Origin of the sequence: Pedobacter suwonensis, from assembly GCF_044762335.1 — a bacterium.
In the GTDB taxonomy this organism is placed as follows: domain Bacteria; phylum Bacteroidota; class Bacteroidia; order Sphingobacteriales; family Sphingobacteriaceae; genus Pedobacter.
The window spans coordinates 319,873-338,733 of record NZ_JBIWEB010000004.1 but is presented as its reverse complement, the minus strand read 5'-3'; the positions used below and the strand labels follow the sequence as shown (position 1 = coordinate 338,733).

Sequence of the window (18,861 nt, the reverse complement as noted above, 5' to 3'; positions counted from 1 at the left end):
ATTATAAATCCATACCAGGTTATAGCATAGTTGGCAAATCAACCACTGCTTCAAAGAAAAAATTGCTGCTTTCTATACTGAATTTTCCATTGTGCAAATTAGTAATCTCTTTAACCAGCCATAAGCCAATCCCTGCACCGTTGGCTTCTATGGTCTCCCTATGGAAGGCATTCTGGAGATTTTCAGTCGGGAAACTTTCTTCGTTATTTGTATTCTTAAGACTAATGGTGATATAATCCTTTATGTTAGATTGCTTTACAACGCAACTGATCGGCGTTCCCGGGACAGCATATTTAATCGCGTTCTCAATAAGGTTCATCAATAAGATATTCAGCTTGTCATCATCGGCAATGACTAGAAAAGTTTCAGCATCCTGATCAAAATCAATATCTGTGCTTAATTCTTTTTGCTGCATAAATGTTTGGAACCGGTTAAACAATCGGAGTATTACCAGCGAAAGGTCTATCTGTTGCCGATGTAACGTAATGCCGCTACTTTTTAACTGGCTTACCAGCAGGAACTCCTGCACCACCTGTTGCAGCCTGTTGATCTCGGTAAGCTGACTTTCCATTAGGTTTGATAGTGCGGGTGTCAACCCCGGTTTTGATAGTTGAACCTCTATTTCAGCACGCATAATGGCCAGCGGTGTTTTTAATTCGTGCGAGGCAGAGGCAAAAAAGTTTTGTTGCTGCCGTAACGATTCATCGATCCGAACCAACATGGTATTGATGGTTTCAGTTAATTCCTGCAGTTCGTCATTCGTTTTTTTTACTGGAATAACATCGCGGAGTTTATGCGCATTGATGAGTTTGGCTGCGTTAATGATGCGCTGCACAGGCTGTAGCAGGTAAAAAGATAAAATATAGGCAATGAGACCTGCAAGTAAAACACTCAGCAGGCTGCAGGTAAAAAGTAAAAGGAGCAGGTATTGTAAGTTACTGTTAAGTTGATCAGCACTGCGTACCAGCATCAGTTCGGCTGGATTGTCTTCATTATTGCTAGCCACGTATGCAACCCTCATGCCTAAGGTATCGGTTACGCCTGCCTTTGCAGGTGTGCGGATGTTTTTAATGATGCCCGGAGACTGGAACACCACGATGGGTTTCCCCGCTGAATGATATAATACCCTGATGGAGGTATTCTGATCAGGCAAAGGAATAATTGCAGGCAATACTTCCGTTTTATCCAGAAGCGTTTTGGCCCTCGCTATTAAATAAGCATCATTATCTGATATCATCAGCATCCTGATTTTCCGGTAACAGTAAAGGTTAAAGGAGAAACTTAACAAAATAAAAATCAGGCTAAATGCAGCCGTAATTTTAAGTTTGATACCGAACTGACGCTTTCCTATTCTCATTTAACCTTGTTTTACATCGCCTTTTAAAATGTAACCCCGCCCCACAACCGTATGGATCAATTCTTCATCGTAACCTCTGTCCATTTTTTTTCGAAGCTGGTAAAGATGTACTTCTATTACATTGCTACCGGGGTCAAAGTTGATGTCCCACACTTTTTCAAGGATCTGTGATTTGGTAACCACTTTATTTTGGTTAGCAAGGAGGAACTCCAGTAGTGCAAATTCCCGGTTGCTCAGCATAACTGTTTTGCCGGAGCGGCTAACTTCCCTGGTCAAAAGGTCTACCTTGAGGTCTGCAACCTGTAATTTGAGTGAATCCTGTGCAAATGATCGCCGCTGTACAGAACGTATCCTGGCCAACAGTTCTTCAAGTTCAAATGGCTTTTTAAGATAGTCAATAGCACCATGGTCAAGTCCGTTTATCACATGTTCGGTATCATTCAGGGCACTGATAATAATAACCTGGGTTTGGTTATTAAAGCTACGCAGGTTTTTTAAAACCTCCAGGCCATTTAGCGAGGGTAACATCATATCTAATAGTATAAGATCATAATGGCCAATCATGGCGGTTTCCAAACCTTTATTACCATCAGCAACCACATCACAGATATGACCCGCCTGCGTAAGGCCGTCGGCAATAAATCCAGCTAACTTTAACTCGTCTTCTATCAATAATATTTTCATCTTACCAGGAATGTTTTGTTATCTATCGTAATGCGGAGCACAATGTATACTTTGTCATGATTGATGTTAATAAAGCCCTGGTCATCCTGCCGTCTCACTGCTTCCAGATGAAAGGTATTACTGACTTTGATGAGGTGTGCAATATCATCTACCAGACCTGGTTTAAAGTGAAATAACAGGTTATTCTTTCTGAGTGCCACAATTCCACCGTATTGATCTGTGATTAAAACAGGATTTTCCAGCTGAAACTTTTCTAATCGCTGATCGGGGACATCAGGCGGCGGGGGTAAATCATCTAGCGTCTGGCTAATCCCCCTTCTATTGTTTTTGATGGCTATTAACTGGTAGCCAACTACCTCATCGCTCGGATTTAATCCATATGTTACCGTAACCTGCTCACCAACGGCACCAATTTTGGTTACCCATGCTGCCGTATGTGGCCGAAAATCAATAGTAATTAAACCAGCCTTTTCCGTTTTTAACTCCAGGGCATTAATATCCAAATGAGGATTGTTCTTATATCGGGTAACAGTTCCGGTAATTACCCTTTGTTTATGTGGCCCTTCCATCTTCGGCCCATTATGATGTAATGGTGGTTTAGGTAAAACAGGTACCGGAGGTTTGATCAGCAGCCAGATAATAACCAATAGCAAAATAATGATGACGACCAGTAGTGGACGGTAATTGTTCATCCTTATTGGCTTATCCTGTAAATCATTATTTCGCTCCATTTTCATAAAACCTGCAAAATAGCTGTCGTATTTTATCAGTTAACAGTAATGCAGCCAATTAGTTCATACACATCAGTAAATATTTTAAGATTGGGAGCAAATTTTGCGCTCCCAATCCAACCAGGCTATCTTAACAAATAAGTCTGTCCATTGATCTCGATGGTTTCCGGATGAATGACGGTTGGGGCGCCGGTTTCCAGTGCTACACCCGATGGCGGGGTGTCTTTAATGCCGGTCACCTTTACTTTATCACCTGCTTTCAATAGCGGTTGCAGCTGTTCAATTGCATGTGGTGGTAAATCTATTTCCACCTTGCTGTCAAGGCTAAGCCCGCGGATTGCACCGCCCTGATCTCGTTTAAACTCATTGATTTTTCCTGTAAACGTCTCTGAAGTTGCACTAACCGGTGCAATAGGTAAACTTGGTGGCGTGTCTACTATTTGTTTTCCGTCAACGGATAAACTCGCCATCTGGAATGTACTTACACCATCCGGCCCATTATCTGTGAAACCTTTTACCGTTATTGATTTGCCCTTAGCTGCAGCACTCATTAATTGTTTGCCCAATTGTTCCGGGAATCGGACTGTGATTACCTGGCTGCCATTTTGCAAGGTGAAACGATTATAGATATACCTGTCGTTCGTTTGGTAAGCAATTACCTTTCCGTTCAGCGAGGTTAAAACTTTTAAAGCATGTCCTCTTTCCAAGCCGCCTCTTTGAGGTGCGGGAGGAGGGGGCATTTCTCCGGGTACCCTGGTCGGTGGTACCGGAACGTTATCTGTTGGACGAACCTGCGCAAAGGTTGCTATACTCATTAGTGTGAAACCAGCTGTTATTGCTGTTTTTTTGATTTGACTTTTCATATGCTTTTCTTTTGATTTTAAATGATTTTATGATTCAAAACTACTTCAGGGGTCTGAAGTGGGGATGAAAAGCAAATTAAATTTAGTTCATCTGATTTTTAATTATCCTTCAGCTTAAAGGTTAAAGCGATTTCAATAGCAGCGTCAGATGGAAACAGCTGATACCATGGTTTTATAAATGATTGTTAAACTTCATGTTAAATTAAAAAGATTAACATGGAGCTTAATCGTGGTTTTCTTAACATTTAGATGCTGTTTCCTTCCGTAATTTAACAATTCAGTATTTTTTATATCATAAATTCCTAACCGGTCAGGCTCATCTTTGTAGCAAAATTAGTCATTGGGTTTTCGCCAAATGAGGTGCCGTTTCTGGCTAATGCAAACAAACTATAAATTATTCATTCATGAAAAAAATTTACAAACTGATTTACTTTACCGAGGTATGCAGGCTGCAGGGTTTATTGATTATGCTCATGCTACTCTCTATAAATGTAATGGCACAAAATGCGCAGAACATCAGCGGTAGGGTTGTTGACGAAACCAACCAGCCGATTCCTGGTGTAACCGTAAGAATAAAAGGTTCTACCGGCGGAACTTCTACCAATTCTGATGGAAACTATAACATTTCGGCAAAATCATCAAACGTTTTAGTTTTTTCCATGCTGGGCAGTATATCAAAAGAAGTAGCTGTTGGCAGTCAAACGCGGATTAACGTAACGCTTATGCCAGATAATCAAAATTTGAAAGATGTTGTGGTAATCGGTTATGGTACCGCGAATAAAAAAGATGTAACTGGTGCGGTGACTTCGATAAAATCGGAAGAATTTAACCAGGGTGTTATGGTTAACCCGGCACAACTTTTACAAGGTAAGGTTGCTGGTTTAAACGTAACGAAAAGTGGCGACCCTAATGCTAAACCATCAATAACGCTTCGTGGGCCTTCTTCATTTAGAGAGGGGGCAGCACAAGAACCCTTTTATGTTATTGATGGGGTTCCCGGTGCATCAATTGATTTACTTGCACCTGCCGATATTGAAAGTATAGATATCTTAAAGGATGCATCGTCAACAGCAATTTATGGTTCAAGGGCGTCAAATGGTGTAATTATGGTTACTACAAAGCATTCTAAAAGCGGGCAGGCCCGTTTATCCTATAATGGTTATGCTGCAGTTGAAAAGGTATCGAAAAAATATGATATGCTTTCCGCACCTGAGCTGAGACAATATCTTGCAGATAATAAGCAAACGTTAAACCCTATTGACGATGATGGTTCTGATACCAACTGGCAGTCATTGTTGGAAAGAAGAGGCTTTTCACAGAATCATAATGTTTCTTTTGGCGGTTCTGGTCAGGCATCAGATTACGGAGCAAGCGTAAACTATCTGGATAACAAAGGAATATTAAAAAACAGTTCTTTAAAACGGACTATCGTAAGGGCATATATCAACCAAAAATTTTTTAACGACAGGTTAAAATTGGGTTTAACCGTTACGAATAGCAATTCAAAAAGCTCAGATATTTATCAATCTCAGGCATTACCAAACATGTTGTTTTATTTGCCAACAGTAAATCCTTTTAATACAGATGGAACTTACAAGGAAAATTACAACCGTACCGGAAGTGGAACCAGAAACCCTTTATCAATTGTTGATAATAATGCTATTAGTAACCTAGACAACAAAACCCTGATTAACGGTATGGCGCAGGTAAATATTCTTGATGGTTTAAGGTTTACTGCCAGTGTTTCCTCGCAAAGGGATCAGAATAATTACAGCACTTACCTGAACAGCCAATCGGGATTAGCCAGAGGTGTTAACGGACAAGCCCAAAAAATTGATGTTTTAAATAAAAGCCAGGTACTTGAGGGTTACTTTAACTACGATAAGACCTTTGGCAAACACAGTTTGAAATTACTTGCAGGTTATTCATGGCAGGAAGACAGAACCAATGACGGTTTTGGCGTTACCACACAGAATTTTTCAAATGATAATTTAAGTTACAACAACCTTTTCCTTTCAAACCCGACTTTGCTTTCGCAAATTGCGTTCAATAACGCCCCTATATCTACCTTGAGATTAATTTCATACTATGGAAGGGTTCAATACAATTACAACGAAAAATATTTATTACAGGCCTCATTAAGAGATGATGGTTCATCTGCTTTCGGAAGAAATAACCGTTGGGGTTTATTCCCTGCGGTATCTGCCGGATGGAAAATTACTAGTGAGGATTTTATGAAAGCTGTTCCGGTGGTGAGTGATTTAAAACTCCGTGCAGGTTATGGCGTTTCAGGTAACAGTTTAGGTTTTGATGCCTTTTCTGCGCTACTGATTTACGGTACACCAGCCGGGAATAGTAAGTTCTTAAATAATGGCAATATCAGTAATGCCATTGGGCCGGTAAGAAATCCTAATCCAGATTTGAAATGGGAAAGTACGGCAACTACCAACATCGGTTTAGATTTTGGATTATTTAAAGACAGAATTACAGGTTCAGTTGATTTTTATGTGAAGAAAACTTCTGATTTAATTTATGGAGATTATCAGGTTTCAACCACGCAGTTTTTCCTGCCAACCATTACGGCAAACGTTGGTAAAATCAAAAACACAGGTGTAGAGTTCTCTTTAAACGCAATTGCAGTTAAAACAGACAATTTCAAATGGACAACTTCTCCAAACATTGCACACAATAAAAACGTTGTAGAAACCTTATCTGATGATTTCTATAAAATTTCATACATCCAAACTGCCCAACTCGGAGGTAAAGGCCAGTCAGGTAATTTCAGTCAGCTCATTCAGCCAGGTTATGCCCTGGGTACGTTCAATTTATGGAATTATGCAGGTAAAAATGCGTCTGGCGTAAGTACCTATGTTAATGCCGCCGGACAAACCATTGCTACACAACCCTTAACAACAGATGCTAAAATTGCAGGCGATGCACAACCAAAATTAATTTATGGCTGGGCAAATAGTTTCAATTACAAAAACTGGGATTTGAATTTCCTTGTTCGTGGGGTATTGGGTAATAAAATATTAAATGCAACATTGGCATCATTAAACAATCCGGCTGATGCCAAGCTGCAAAATATACCCAGGTTTACATTAGGCGAATCTTTCAACGATGCGAATGCATACCTGATCTCTGATCGTTTTATAGAAAATGGTTCTTACCTACGTTTAGACAATGCAACGCTAGGTTACACCATCAGACCAAAAACGCCATCTATCAAGGCCATCAGGTTATATGTAACTGCGAATAATCTTTTCGTGATTACAAACTACAGCGGTATTGATCCTGAGATTAATATGGGTGGTGTAACGCCAGGTATAGACAACAATAATTATTATCCAAAAACAAGAACATATAGTTTTGGTGTAAGTGCATCATTCTAAAAAATAAGAAAATGAAAAAGTTTATCATCCTGTTTAATATTCTTGCCTGTTTGATGGTTTTCGAATCATGCAGCAAGCTAGATGTCGATGTAGAATCGCAATACGTTAAGGAAAATTTTCCCTATACCACTGCAGATTACACGGCACTTTTTGGTACTATGTATTCTAACTTATCATCACAATACGGCGTGCCTTATTGGAGAATGCAGGAACTTTCTACTGATGCGGCCATCCTGCCTGCACGTGATGGGAATTTTGATGATGGGGGCCAGTACCGCCAGTTGCATTACCATACCTGGACTATTGATCACCCAAATGTTAGAGATATCTGGCAATGGGGTTTCGGCGGCATTAACAATTGCAACCGCCTAATTAATCTTACTACCGAATCCGTTGCATCTGATGCTTCAAAAGCTAAAAGTATAGCTGAAATAAAAGCAATGAGGGCCTTGTACTATTACTTTATGATGGATTTGTATGGTAATGTACCTATTATAGATACTTTTCCGGTGAGTACGCCTCCTGGAAACCAAACCCGCGAAAAGGTATTTGAATTTATAGAAAAAGAACTTTTAGCGGTTGTTGCCCAATTACCGGTAAAAGATAACACTAACCGTGTTGCTGTTTATGGAAGACCAACACAGGCAATGGTTTATGCCTTACTGGAAAAAATGTATTTAAATGCTGAAGTATATACCGGAAAAGCAAGGTATAATGATGCAGTTACCATGGCCGATAATATTTTGAAAAACAGTAACTATAGCCTGGATGCAAAATATAGCGATATTTTTGATGTAAATAACGGTCCGCAGATTAACGAAACCATTTTTGCAATTCCTTATGATCAGCAGATTCCAGGCAATCAAATCACCAGGTTTGGCTTTTATCCTGCGCTGGCACCAGCCTATGGTATAAATGTAGGTTTCAGTATTTCGATGAGTACCACTCCTGAATATTTTAACCGTTTCAACTTAAATAATGATATCCGCACCACTTTCTGGCTGGTAGGTAAGCAATATGCGCCTGACGCCAACCGCAAACCTGATTTAACCAAACCTGTTTATGTGGCCGGAACAACCACACAAATCGAAATTACGCCTGATTTAATTTTAAAACCAGGTAAACCAATGGATTTAGGTAATACGGTTGCCGATCAGGCAAAAGGTGTGCGCTCAGTAAAATACTGGCCAGATCCAAACGCCATTCAAGCCACCCGCCTTAATGGAAATGATATGCCATTGTTACGTTTGGCTGATGTAATGTTAATGAAAGCCGAAGCCATATTAAGAGGGGCAACAGCCACTGCGGTGAATGGCGAATTACAGACACCACTTTTGTTATTAAATAAAATAAGGGCCCGTGCAGGCGCAGAAACGGCTAGCGCAGTAAGTTTGCAGGATTTACTTGATGAGCGTGCACGCGAATTCAGTTGGGAGGCCTGGAGAAGAAACGACCTGATCCGTTTTGGGCAGTTCGAAACAGAATACCCTTTACCAAACGATGTCTTAAAAATGAATAAAGATATCACCAGAAGAATCTATCCGATTCCGGCCAACGAACTAAAGCTTAATAGCAATTTAAAACAGAACCCGGGCTACTAAATTAAAAATATGAAACTGATTACCTGTGTTGGTTTATTGCTGGTATTGACCGCAATTGCTTTAATTAATAAAAAGGACGATTTGCCAATCAATCAAATACAGGTAATCGGTTCACATAACAGTTATAAGCAAGCCATTAACCCGGCGTTGTTCAATGTGATAAAATCACAGGATTCGGCAGCTGCCAGCAGTCTGGATTATGAACATATTCCTATGCCTGCGCAATTGGATATGGGTTTAAGAAATCTCGAAATCGATGTTTATGCTGATGGGAAAGGTGGTAAATACGCCCATCCCAGAGGTTTTGAACAGGTAAAGGGGCAACCAGAATTCGATAAAGATGGTGAAATGAATAAACCCGGATTTAAGGTATTTCATGTTCCGGATTTAGATTTCAGGTCGTCGGCACTAACTTTTGTAATGGCGTTGCAGCAGTTAAAGAAATGGTCAGATGCTCATCCAGACCACACACCTGTTTTTATCACATTAGAAGTTAAAGACGATTCGATAAAACGTAAAGGATTTACACAGCCTGAAGTTTTTACCGGTAAGACTTTTGATGAGCTGGACGCGGTAATTATTGAACATTTAGGAAAGGAACATATTATCAATCCTGATATGGTTCGAGGTAAATACAACACTTTGGAAGAAGCTGTTCTGGCCAAAAACTGGCCTAAACTTAGCCAGGCGAAAGGTAAATTCCTTTTTGTGCTGGATGCCAAAGGCCGAAAACGCGATACATACATTCAGGGGCATCCATCACTTAAAGGACGTGTACTATTTGCCAATGCAGAACCAGGAACGCCTGAGGCCGCTTTAATAATCCGGAATAATCCGAAGGATGAACAGATTCCTGAATTGGTAAAGAAAGGCTACATCATCAGAACCAGGGCAGATGCGGATACGAAGCAGGCCAGAAACAATGACTGGAGTGATTTCGAAGCCGCCTGTAACTCGGGTGCCCAAGTTATTACAACAGATTATTATAAAAAGAGTACACACTTTAAATCAGATTATGCCATCAGTTTTGCTGGTGGAAAATACTTTAGAGCCAACCCTTTATTTAAAAATTAAGAATAGGTATGAACAGAAGATCATTATTAAAAGGAGGTTTATTAACCGGTTTAGGTTTGCCTTTTGTGGGTATGAAAGATGTTATCGCTTCGCCCGCAGCTGGGCGTAAAAAGGCGAAAAACATCATCATGATGGTAAGCGACGGGATGAGTATCGGAACGCTGAATATGGCCGATATTTATTCCAATCGCATATTTGGCCGAAGCAGTAAATGGTTGGGGCTTTACCGGGATAATAAAGCGGTAAGGGCACTAATGGATACCGCTTCGGCAAGTTCTTTGGTTACCGATTCTGCTGCGGCCAGTTCATCCTGGGGCAGCGGCATGCGCGTTAGAAACGGTTCGCTGAACGTAGGTATGAATGGCGAAAAGCCACAGCCTATCCTTCAAAAGTTTAAAGAAAAAGGTAAAAAAGTGGGTTGTGTAACCACTGTGCCGATTACCCACGCAACACCAGCGGGTTTTTGTGTAAATATTGATAACCGCGGCGGACAGGATATTATTGCTGAAATGTATCTAGGGCTGAAATTCGATGTGATGATGGGTGGCGGCCATCAATATTTCGGGGAGAAAAGGGCAGGTGGAAACCTGATTCCAAAATATCTAACCCAGGGCTACAAAGTTGCTGAAAACAGGACCGAAATGTTAGCTTTGGATAAATCCAAACCAGTTTTAGGCTTGTTTGCAGCCGATGGAATGCCTTACGAGATAGACCGGGTGCATGACCAGGAGCTTATGGAATCAACGCCAACTTTGGCAGAGATGACCATGAAAGCAATTGAACTGATGAAAGACCATAAAGATGGTTTTGCATTACAGGTTGAAGCCGGTAAAGTAGATTGGGCCGCACATTCGAATGATCTGAGCGGTTTAATTTTCGATCAGCTTGCTTTTGATGAAGCTGTAGGAAAAGTAATAGAATTTGCTGAAAAGGATGGCGAAACATTGGTGATCATCACCACAGATCATGGGAATTCAAACCCTGGTTTATTTTATGCTGATGAAGCCAACAAAAAGTTCGATAGCCTTCAACACTTCAAACACAGTAACACCTGGCTTTTGGCTCAGCTTAACCAATCCTTTAGCGAACAGAAAATAATTGATCTGATCAAAGAAAACCAGGGTTTTGAAATGAAAGCAGAAGATGTAAAATCTTTATTGGCTCATTTTAAGGATATTGTTCCGGGGCAGCTTTACAATGAAGCAAACCTGCCATTTTACGAGTACGGCAAAATTCTGGGTAAATATACCGATGTGCAATGGGCCGGAATGAATCATACCGGAGATTATGTAGAACTGACCATGTTTGGTCCGGGATCAGAAAATCTGAAACCTTTTGTTAAAAATTACGAACTGCATAACTTTATGCTTAAAGCTGCAGAAATGCCTGAAGCATTTTTAATAAAGGCTTGATGATTCAGAAAATTGAAAGGTTGCGGGTCATCGTCATTTACGGCTTTCTATTAGAGTCTGTCAATGGTAGAGTTCAGTTTTTAGTTAAAAACAAAGAAGTTGGATGACAGGCTTAGAATGAATTGTCATCTCGGCCGCAGCGGAGAGATCTTTTAACATAGTTCGAAGATTTCTCCACTACGCGTTGCTCCGGTTGAGATGACGACTTTTCTTTAGAATCTGTCGTAGCTTTATAGAAAGACATATTAATTGCGTTATTGCGCTTTGATCCACTAAACATGACAATTTTCTAGAGATTCACTGATTACGATACAATCTCATTTTAATCCCAAATTTTAATCAAGCAATGAAAATTCGTTTAATTTTTTTTCAATTATTATGTAGCCTTATTATACTTTTAAATGCTACTGATCTCCTGGCACAGGAAACCACTAACCCTCCGGCAATCATAAATAAAAATGGAATTTGGTTAAAAGGTGAATTACATGTGCACTCAAGGCACAGTACAGAATCATCCAATAATTCGATTGCGAAAATTATTAATTTTTCAAAGTCAGTTGGTATGGATTATCTGGCCATAACCGATCACGATAATCATGTTAACGGCGATGTTGCACACCATACCTGGGCCGATCCGGAATTTAAGTCAGATTCGTTGCTTTTGCTTTATGGTGCCGAATGGACAACAACCAGGGGGCATGGAAATGTATTTTCGGATAAACCGTACAACCACCAGAAGTTATACGATATCAGGGATGCCCGAGACATTAATATTGGAAAAGTTAAGGAAGCACTGGGCATTCATTTATCGGCAAATCATCCTAGTGGGAAAGATAATTTTGGCTTTTCTTACGATTTGGTGAAGTCTATTGAGATTTGGAATTCAGCCATGTGGTCAAAAAATGCCAATGCCATCATGATTTGGGATGACATGCTTTCTTCGGGCAGGATGATGACGGGCAGGGGCGGAAGTGATGCGCACCATGGTGTACCTACCTCAGCTGAAAAACCCGGTGCCCATACTTATCAGGCCGAATATAACTATGTAGGTACGCCAACAACCTGGGTTTTTGCAAAACAACGTAGCCTTAAGGCAATTATAGATGCTTTAGATCATGGAAAAGCTGCAGTAAGTTCCAATCCTTTTGCGCCAAGAGTTGAATTTTATGCGGATTATAATGGTAACGGGAAATTTGAAATGATGGTGGGTGATCATGCGGTTTCAACCGGTAAACCGGTAAAATTCCAGGTGCAATTAATGGGCAATAAATTAACTAATGAGCAGTATACCGTTACCGTAATCAAGAATGGAGCAAAGCTGGATAGCTTTAAGGTTAGCGGTAAAATCCCTGCTATTCAATTTACCGATACCCCTGATTTAAAAGGCCGTACTTATTACCGGGTTACAGTAGAAGGCAAAAATACTGATTATCCTCAAGTACCAAAGTCTGCCGGGTTAAGCGAAAAAATGGTGGCGCTATCCAATCCGATCTACTTTAATTTTGATCCTGAATTTTAATTAGCGCCAGTGTTAGATGGAAACATCTCACACCACGAATAGCTGAGACAATCATGGTTCTCAGGATTGAAATTTTATATTTATAACACAGCCTCCATTTTTTTTAGCATCAGAATTATAGATTAGATTTCTAGAATCATCAAAGCAAAATGCCATAAATATCAGCATTTTAATATATCGCCGGGTTTGGCTTTATGTTCGTAGTTTTGGATTCAATTTTTTTTATAATTTTACTGGCTATGCGCAACCAACATAATCATACTGATGAAGAGCTGATCGTCATGTTGAGGGAGAATGAAGTGGTTGCTTTCAGGAAAATTTATACAAAATACTGGTACGACTTGTACCTCATGACCAATAAAAGACTAAGGTCGAAAGAAGCTGCAGAAGAGATCATCCAGAATTTCTTCACTACATTCTGGATCAACCGGCAAAAAATAAATATTAAAGGGTCTTTAAAAGCTTATCTCCATTCTGCCATCCGTTATTCTATTATTGATTATCTGGCTAAAGAGGCTACGAGACACAATTATCTTGAATTACTTTCTTTTAGTTATGAAGAGGCTACAAATACCACTGAAGAAGCGATATTTATAAAAGAGCTTGAAAACGGAATTGATGGGGTAATTTCGAAGTTGCCTGCCAAATGTAGAAAGGTATTTGAACTCAGCAGGAAAGAACATAAATCCAATAAGGAAATTGCTCAATTACTCGGACTTTCTGAAAAGACGGTAGAAAACCATATTACCAATGCCTTAAAACACTTTAGGGTACATTACAAGCTGATTTTGATTGCTTCTGGTTTTGCCTGGTTAATGCGGTAAAATTAACAGCGTTCAATAAAAATAGTCAGCGGGATAGAGATCTTCTCCGTATGAAAGACCCTGAAACGAGTTCAGGGTAACGGCTGCTTAATCAAAAAGTTGGTACAAGCTACTGAAAGACAATATTAATAATCAAACTCAGGTTAGGAAATGAGCGGTTAATGTTCATGGCGGGCTGTAGTCCCGCTATCGCTTATAGTCCTCTCCCGACGGAATGTCGGGATCCGGGCTATTCCGCTTTATCGGGTTTAGGAACAAAGGTTTGTGCGCCATACCAACCCTTAAAATGAAACGATGCACTGACTGCTTAGCCCCGGTTGCAGCGATACCCTGCAGCAACGAGGTACGAGGCAGCGAAGCGTATAAGCGAAAAACGGGAAGAAACTTTGTGTGTAACACAGGCGCTGCGCTCCAGTAAAATATGTTGAGGAAAGAAGCAATCTTCAAGCTAGCGATTGTTGCCATAATTTTTTTATTTTTTTTTGGGGGCAAGGCCCGGGTTACCCGACTATACTATTAACGAACCAAATATAACTACATACCAACATGGGCAAATCAATAGCCGTTCCCTTGCTTAAAAAATATCTTTCGGGTGATTGTACTGTTGCTGAGATAAATGAAGTAGACGAATGGTTTGACAGTATGGATGCTGTACCTGAAGAGCTCGTAGGCCTTTCTGATAACCAGCGCAAGCTCGTGGAAGATAAAATTTTTGAGCGCATTCTGCTCAATATCGGAGTCAAAGAACAGCAAAAGAGCTTATTAATTCCCAAAAAATCGATATCCATACGCACCATATTATGGGCGGCGGCATCACTCATCCTGGTCCTGGGGACGGTGCTGATATGGAGATACAATGCGCAGTTAAACCTGCAAAGTCAACAAGCAAAATTACATCAGTCCGTCCATATAAAGCCAGGTGGCAATAGGGCGGTTTTGACCTTAGGCGATGGCTCATCGGTAGAATTAACCGAAGCCAAAATAGGGGCATTGGCCGACCAGCAAAATGTGAGTGTGGTAAAAACAGCTGAAGGCGAACTCCGCTATAAAATACATGCCCGATCTGCATCTGCTGATATAAGTTACAATAAAATTGCCACACCAGTTGGTGGAAAATATAGTGTTGTTTTGCCTGATGGAACTAAAGCCTGGTTAAACGCAAAATCTAGCTTACGGTTTCCAACGGCTTTTAAAGGTGCTGAACGAGTGGTACAGATGACGGGTGAAGTATATTTCGAAGTGGCCAAAAATCCAAATCAACCCTTTAAGGTACAATCTGGCGGAACAGAAATTAAGGTACTGGGAACCCATTTTGACGTAATGGCTTATGACGATGAGGTCGGGCAGAAAACCACACTGCTTGAAGGAAGCATCCACTTATCATCCGGTAATTTTTATCAGTTATTGAAACCCGGGCAACAAGCCCTTGTAGATCCATCTGGGATAAAGGTGAATCACAATTGTGACCTGGAAGCGATAATGGCATGGAGAAACGACCTTTTTATCTTCAAGGATATGGAGATCAAAGAAATTGCCAGGCAGTTGTCGAGGTGGTATGATATTCAGGTGGTATTTAGAGGAACACCTTCAAAAATAGCTTACACCGGAACCATATCCAAGGACGTAGAACTTTCAGAGTTGTTAGGTATGCTTCAATTCACTGGATTAAAATATGAATTGAACAGAAACCAGCTTATTATAATCGATTAAAGAAGATTAAACAATAAAATAAATTTTAACCAAATAAATTATTTAACATGAGAAACTACTACAACACTGCATAAGTAAAGGTGTAACCATGCTTTTTAATAAAAAAACCGGATCGTGTTCGCAGCACATCCGGTTACTGTAAAGGTTACTTACAATCCCGATTTAGACAACATTATAATTTAACCAAAACTCCATAAAGATATGAATTTATTTTTTAGGATCAGGCTGTTATTGCGCCGTGATTCTTACCAAATCTTATTAAAAATGAGACTCGTAGTGCTTTTTCTTACGCTTACCCTGATGCAGGTTAGCGCTAGCAGCTTCAGTCAGAATCTAACGCTTAAAGAGAATAATTCTGACGTCATTTCCATCTTAAAACAGATAGAAAAACAAAGTGGTTACCATTTACTTTTCAGACGGGCCGACATTGACGATAAATATAAAGTAAACCTGAATGTAACCAACATGCCCATTGAGCAGGTTATGGGGGTAGTTTTAAAAAATACCAATCTCGATTTCAAAATCATTAAGAAGACCATTATCCTGAAAAAGAATACCTATTCGCCGTTTGCAACAATTTCGGTGCGGGACCTCGAGATTTCGGGTACGGTGAGCGATGAAAAAGGCGTAACACTCCCCGGGGTGGTGGTTAATGTAAAGGGCACGAAGCAATCAACCGTGACCGATATTAATGGTAAATTTAAGATTTCACTTCCTGCGGGATCAACTACTCTCGTATTTACTTTTGTAGGCATGGAGCCTCAGGAAATTAATCCTGGCAATAAGAGCATCCTCAACGTGGTACTGAAGGCACAGACCACCTCACTTTCTGATGTGGTGGTGATTGGTTACGGTACGCAAAAGCGTACAGATCTTAATGGATCTATCTCGTCGGTAAAAGCGGCCGATATTGCCAATGTTCCCCAGGCCAGTATTGACCAGATGCTGCAGGGCAGGGCTTCCGGATTAACAATTTCGCAAAACTCTGGCGCGCCAGGCAGCAATACATCGGTACGTGTAAGGGGCGTAACTTCTTTAAGCGGTAGCAACGAGCCTTTATATGTAATCGATGGTGTACCCATTTCAGGCGATGCAGGCAACCAGAGTACCAGTGGAAGATCTCCTTTACAGGCTTCATCTTCCAATGCCAATTCGCAAACTACAGTAAGTCCTCTATCGTTAATCAATCCAAATGATATTGAGTCGATCGATGTACTAAAAGATGCATCTGCAACTGCAATCTACGGTAACCGTGCTTCAAACGGTGTAATTATCATCACCACCAAAAGGGGGAGGAGCGGTAATTCTGCTATCAATTATGATGGTTATTATGGTTTCCAGCGTGTTGCAAAATATATGGATGTGATGAATCTTCGCCAATACGCAGTGCTTCAAAACTCGCTGGGTGATATTTATGGTACCGGCAGAAGGGTTGAATTTGCAGATCCTTCTGTATTGGGAAAGGGCACCAACTGGCAAAAGGAAATATTCAGAACTGCGCCACAAGAAAGTCATCAGGTAGCTGTATCTGGTGGCAAAGAGGGATTAACCTATTATATTTCTGGCGGATATCTTGGGCAGGACGGTACGGTTATCGGTTCCGATTTTCGCCGCTATAGCCTTCGGGTAAATGCCGATGCCCAGGTGAAAGAATGGTTTAAGCTAGGCATTACCTTAACCGGAAGCCGCTCTGCAGAAAATGTAGTTACCAGTGATAATAACGGGATTATTTACAATGCCTTATTGCAGGCACCTGATTTAGCCGTAACAAACCTTGATGGTTCATATACCGGGCCACCGGTGTCTGATCCATTGGCTGCCGCAGCGGCGTTAAACCCCGTTGCCCAGGCCCAGCAAATTAAGAATAAGCTGAACAGGACCAACATTAACACCAACATTTATAACGAAATTAAGTTTATCAAATCATTGTCGCTGAGATCAGAACTCGGGGGTGATTTTAATTTCTCGGATAATAATGTATTTACACCGAGTTATTCGTGGGGCCGTTTTACCAATCCTACAGCTTCATTAAAGGAGAGATTCCAGCAAAGTACATTTTTGATCTGGAAAGAATATCTTAACTATAACCAGACTTTTGGAGACAAACATAACCTAAGTGCCATTTTGGGTTACGAGGTTCAGCAGTCAAACTGGAGGGGAATTGAAGGTACACGTCAGGGATTTTATAGTAATGATGTACAATCTTTGAATTTGGGTCAGGCCATCACGGCTACCAATGATGAATATATTGGTACACAACGCCAGGAATCAATCTATGCACGTGCCATTTATACCTACAATTCCAAATATAGCCTTACTTCTACAATCAGGAGAGATAAGACCTCTAAGTTTGCCGAAGGCTCACAATCAGGTTATTTTCCCTCATTTGCGGCTTCCTGGAAATTGTCTGAAGAGCCATTCATGAAAGGGATCAATAAGGTGGTGAACGGACTTAAGCTCCGCCTGGGTTATGGAGAGGTAGGCAACCAGGATGTTCCAAATTATCTTTACAGCTCGTTGTTAAGGTCTTCACAAACAGGTTTGGGAACTGGTTTTCTTGCCGGCCGGATCGATAATAAATCACTAAAATGGCAAACCTCTATCCAATACAACGGTGGTGTTGATATGAGCTTTTTAAACGGTAGGATTAGCACGAGTATAGATGTTTACAAAAAAACCTCAAAGGACTTCTTATTCCAGCTCACGCTTCCGGCATATTTGGTGGGTGGGCCTGATTATCTGGGCGGTATTAATCCTCCGTATGTAAATCTTGGAAAGATTGACAACGTAGGTTTTGACTTGAACATCAACTCGCGAAATTTTGAAAAGGGCGATTTCAAATGGAATACCAGTGTAGTGCTATCACATTATAATAATGAAGTTAAAGAGCTTGGTAACGGCCTTACCGAACTTTTCGGGACAGTAACCAATGCTTACCTGCAAACGCCGGTTACCCGTACCGTGGTAGGCCGGTCGGTAGGTGAATTTTATGGCTATAAAGTAAAGGGAATATTTAAAACACAGGCGCAACTTCAATCTGCTCCGGTTCAGTTTGGTAGAGGCATTGCCAATAATAGCAACAGCACCTGGTTGGGCGATGTGCAATATGAGGATGTAAATGGCGACGGCGTTATCAACGAAAAAGACCGTACAGCGATCGGAAATCCAAATCCTAAATTCACCTATGGCATTACCAACACCTTTAGTTATAAAGCTTTTGATTTTACCTTGTTCTTGAACGGTTCTTACGGTTCCAAAATTATGAACCTGCTAAACAACACCATGGGGAACCTGGCGGCTGTATATCAGAATCAATATGCAGCATATAGTAATTTTTGGTCACCACAAAATCCCGATTCCAATATTCCGGCGCCTAAAATTGGTATTGATAACCCCAATCTTTTTGTATCAGACCGATATGTAGAAAGTGGATCTTTCTTGCGCATCCAGAATGTTAGTTTGGGTTACAGGGTACCTGCTGCGTGGATCAGGAAATTTAAATTCTCCAATTTAAAAGTGTACTCAAGCGTACAAAACCTTTACACCTTTACAAAATATAAGGGTTATGATCCGGAAATCGGGGCGATGAACCAAAGTGCCATTTTAAATAATATAGACCTTGGGAGATATCCAATTGCCAGGACCATCACTTTTGGGATAAATGCACAATTTTAGTGACCTATAATTATTGAAC

12 protein-coding genes are annotated in these 18,861 nt (G+C 40.6%); 8 read left to right on the top strand and 4 right to left on the bottom strand.

Annotation, left to right across the window (positions count from 1 at the left end; translation table 11 throughout):
• Nucleotides 1-19: 19 nt before the first annotated feature.
• The 4 genes from ACIQXP_RS09125 to ACIQXP_RS09110 all read right to left on the bottom strand — a co-directional run bounded on the left by ACIQXP_RS09125 (nucleotide 20) and on the right by ACIQXP_RS09110 (nucleotide 3,635).
• On the bottom strand, nucleotides 20-1,357 hold the full coding sequence (locus tag ACIQXP_RS09125; RefSeq protein ID WP_387505286.1) for a sensor histidine kinase: 1,338 nt from the start codon (nucleotides 1,355-1,357) through the stop codon (nucleotides 20-22).
• Nucleotides 1,358-2,041 (bottom strand): response regulator transcription factor, encoded by a 684-nt coding sequence (locus ACIQXP_RS09120; protein ID WP_387505285.1) that lies wholly within the window; start codon nucleotides 2,039-2,041, stop codon nucleotides 1,358-1,360.
• The gene (locus ACIQXP_RS09115) at nucleotides 2,038-2,778 is read right to left on the bottom strand and encodes a hypothetical protein (RefSeq protein ID WP_387505284.1); all 741 of its coding nucleotides are present in this window, start codon (nucleotides 2,776-2,778) and stop codon (nucleotides 2,038-2,040) included. Before ACIQXP_RS09115 ends, ACIQXP_RS09120 begins: the two co-directional genes overlap by 4 nt.
• A gap of 119 nt (nucleotides 2,779-2,897) precedes the next feature.
• Entirely contained in the window at nucleotides 2,898-3,635 is a 738-nt protein-coding gene (locus ACIQXP_RS09110) for a hypothetical protein (protein WP_387505283.1), read from the bottom strand.
• A 404-nt stretch (nucleotides 3,636-4,039) separates the two neighbouring features.
• Between ACIQXP_RS09110 and ACIQXP_RS09105 the strand changes: the two genes are divergently transcribed.
• From ACIQXP_RS09105 to ACIQXP_RS09070, 8 genes are all read left to right on the top strand, one after another.
• Entirely contained in the window at nucleotides 4,040-7,027 is a 2,988-nt protein-coding gene (locus tag ACIQXP_RS09105; RefSeq protein ID WP_387505282.1) for a SusC/RagA family TonB-linked outer membrane protein, read from the top strand.
• Between the two features lie 11 nt (nucleotides 7,028-7,038).
• Nucleotides 7,039-8,628: a RagB/SusD family nutrient uptake outer membrane protein gene (locus tag ACIQXP_RS09100; RefSeq protein ID WP_387505281.1), complete on the top strand. Its 1,590-nt coding sequence runs from the start codon at nucleotides 7,039-7,041 to the stop codon at nucleotides 8,626-8,628.
• A 9-nt stretch (nucleotides 8,629-8,637) separates the two neighbouring features.
• Nucleotides 8,638-9,702 (top strand): phosphatidylinositol-specific phospholipase C1-like protein, encoded by a 1,065-nt coding sequence (locus ACIQXP_RS09095; RefSeq protein WP_387505280.1) that lies wholly within the window; start codon nucleotides 8,638-8,640, stop codon nucleotides 9,700-9,702.
• A gap of 8 nt (nucleotides 9,703-9,710) precedes the next feature.
• Complete coding sequence (locus ACIQXP_RS09090; RefSeq protein WP_387505279.1) at nucleotides 9,711-11,114, top strand: alkaline phosphatase; 1,404 nt, start codon at nucleotides 9,711-9,713, stop codon at nucleotides 11,112-11,114.
• Between the two features lie 346 nt (nucleotides 11,115-11,460).
• Complete coding sequence (locus tag ACIQXP_RS09085; protein ID WP_387505278.1) at nucleotides 11,461-12,633, top strand: CehA/McbA family metallohydrolase; 1,173 nt, start codon at nucleotides 11,461-11,463, stop codon at nucleotides 12,631-12,633.
• A gap of 239 nt (nucleotides 12,634-12,872) precedes the next feature.
• Nucleotides 12,873-13,457: an RNA polymerase sigma-70 factor gene (locus ACIQXP_RS09080; protein WP_293744139.1), complete on the top strand. Its 585-nt coding sequence runs from the start codon at nucleotides 12,873-12,875 to the stop codon at nucleotides 13,455-13,457.
• A 546-nt stretch (nucleotides 13,458-14,003) separates the two neighbouring features.
• Nucleotides 14,004-15,167, top strand: coding sequence for a FecR family protein (locus tag ACIQXP_RS09075; RefSeq protein WP_387505277.1), 1,164 nt, complete (start codon nucleotides 14,004-14,006; stop codon nucleotides 15,165-15,167).
• A gap of 201 nt (nucleotides 15,168-15,368) precedes the next feature.
• Entirely contained in the window at nucleotides 15,369-18,842 is a 3,474-nt protein-coding gene (locus tag ACIQXP_RS09070) for a TonB-dependent receptor (protein WP_387505276.1), read from the top strand.
• Nucleotides 18,843-18,861: the final 19 nt, after the last annotated feature.

What these genes read in the sequence shown, in the direction of transcription:
- ACIQXP_RS09125 (WP_387505286.1), bottom strand. Translation starts at nt 1,357, where the DNA reads ATGAGAATAGGAAAGCGTCAGTTCGGTATCAAACTTAAAATTACGGCT.
- ACIQXP_RS09120 (WP_387505285.1), bottom strand. Translation starts at nt 2,041, where the DNA reads ATGAAAATATTATTGATAGAAGACGAGTTAAAGTTAGCTGGATTTATT.
- ACIQXP_RS09115 (WP_387505284.1), bottom strand. Translation starts at nt 2,778, where the DNA reads ATGAAAATGGAGCGAAATAATGATTTACAGGATAAGCCAATAAGGATG.
- ACIQXP_RS09110 (WP_387505283.1), bottom strand. Translation starts at nt 3,635, where the DNA reads ATGAAAAGTCAAATCAAAAAAACAGCAATAACAGCTGGTTTCACACTA.
- ACIQXP_RS09105 (WP_387505282.1), top strand. Translation starts at nt 4,040, where the DNA reads ATGAAAAAAATTTACAAACTGATTTACTTTACCGAGGTATGCAGGCTG.
- ACIQXP_RS09100 (WP_387505281.1), top strand. Translation starts at nt 7,039, where the DNA reads ATGAAAAAGTTTATCATCCTGTTTAATATTCTTGCCTGTTTGATGGTT.
- ACIQXP_RS09095 (WP_387505280.1), top strand. Translation starts at nt 8,638, where the DNA reads ATGAAACTGATTACCTGTGTTGGTTTATTGCTGGTATTGACCGCAATT.
- ACIQXP_RS09090 (WP_387505279.1), top strand. Translation starts at nt 9,711, where the DNA reads ATGAACAGAAGATCATTATTAAAAGGAGGTTTATTAACCGGTTTAGGT.
- ACIQXP_RS09085 (WP_387505278.1), top strand. Translation starts at nt 11,461, where the DNA reads ATGAAAATTCGTTTAATTTTTTTTCAATTATTATGTAGCCTTATTATA.
- ACIQXP_RS09080 (WP_293744139.1), top strand. Translation starts at nt 12,873, where the DNA reads ATGCGCAACCAACATAATCATACTGATGAAGAGCTGATCGTCATGTTG.
- ACIQXP_RS09075 (WP_387505277.1), top strand. Translation starts at nt 14,004, where the DNA reads ATGGGCAAATCAATAGCCGTTCCCTTGCTTAAAAAATATCTTTCGGGT.
- ACIQXP_RS09070 (WP_387505276.1), top strand. Translation starts at nt 15,369, where the DNA reads ATGAATTTATTTTTTAGGATCAGGCTGTTATTGCGCCGTGATTCTTAC.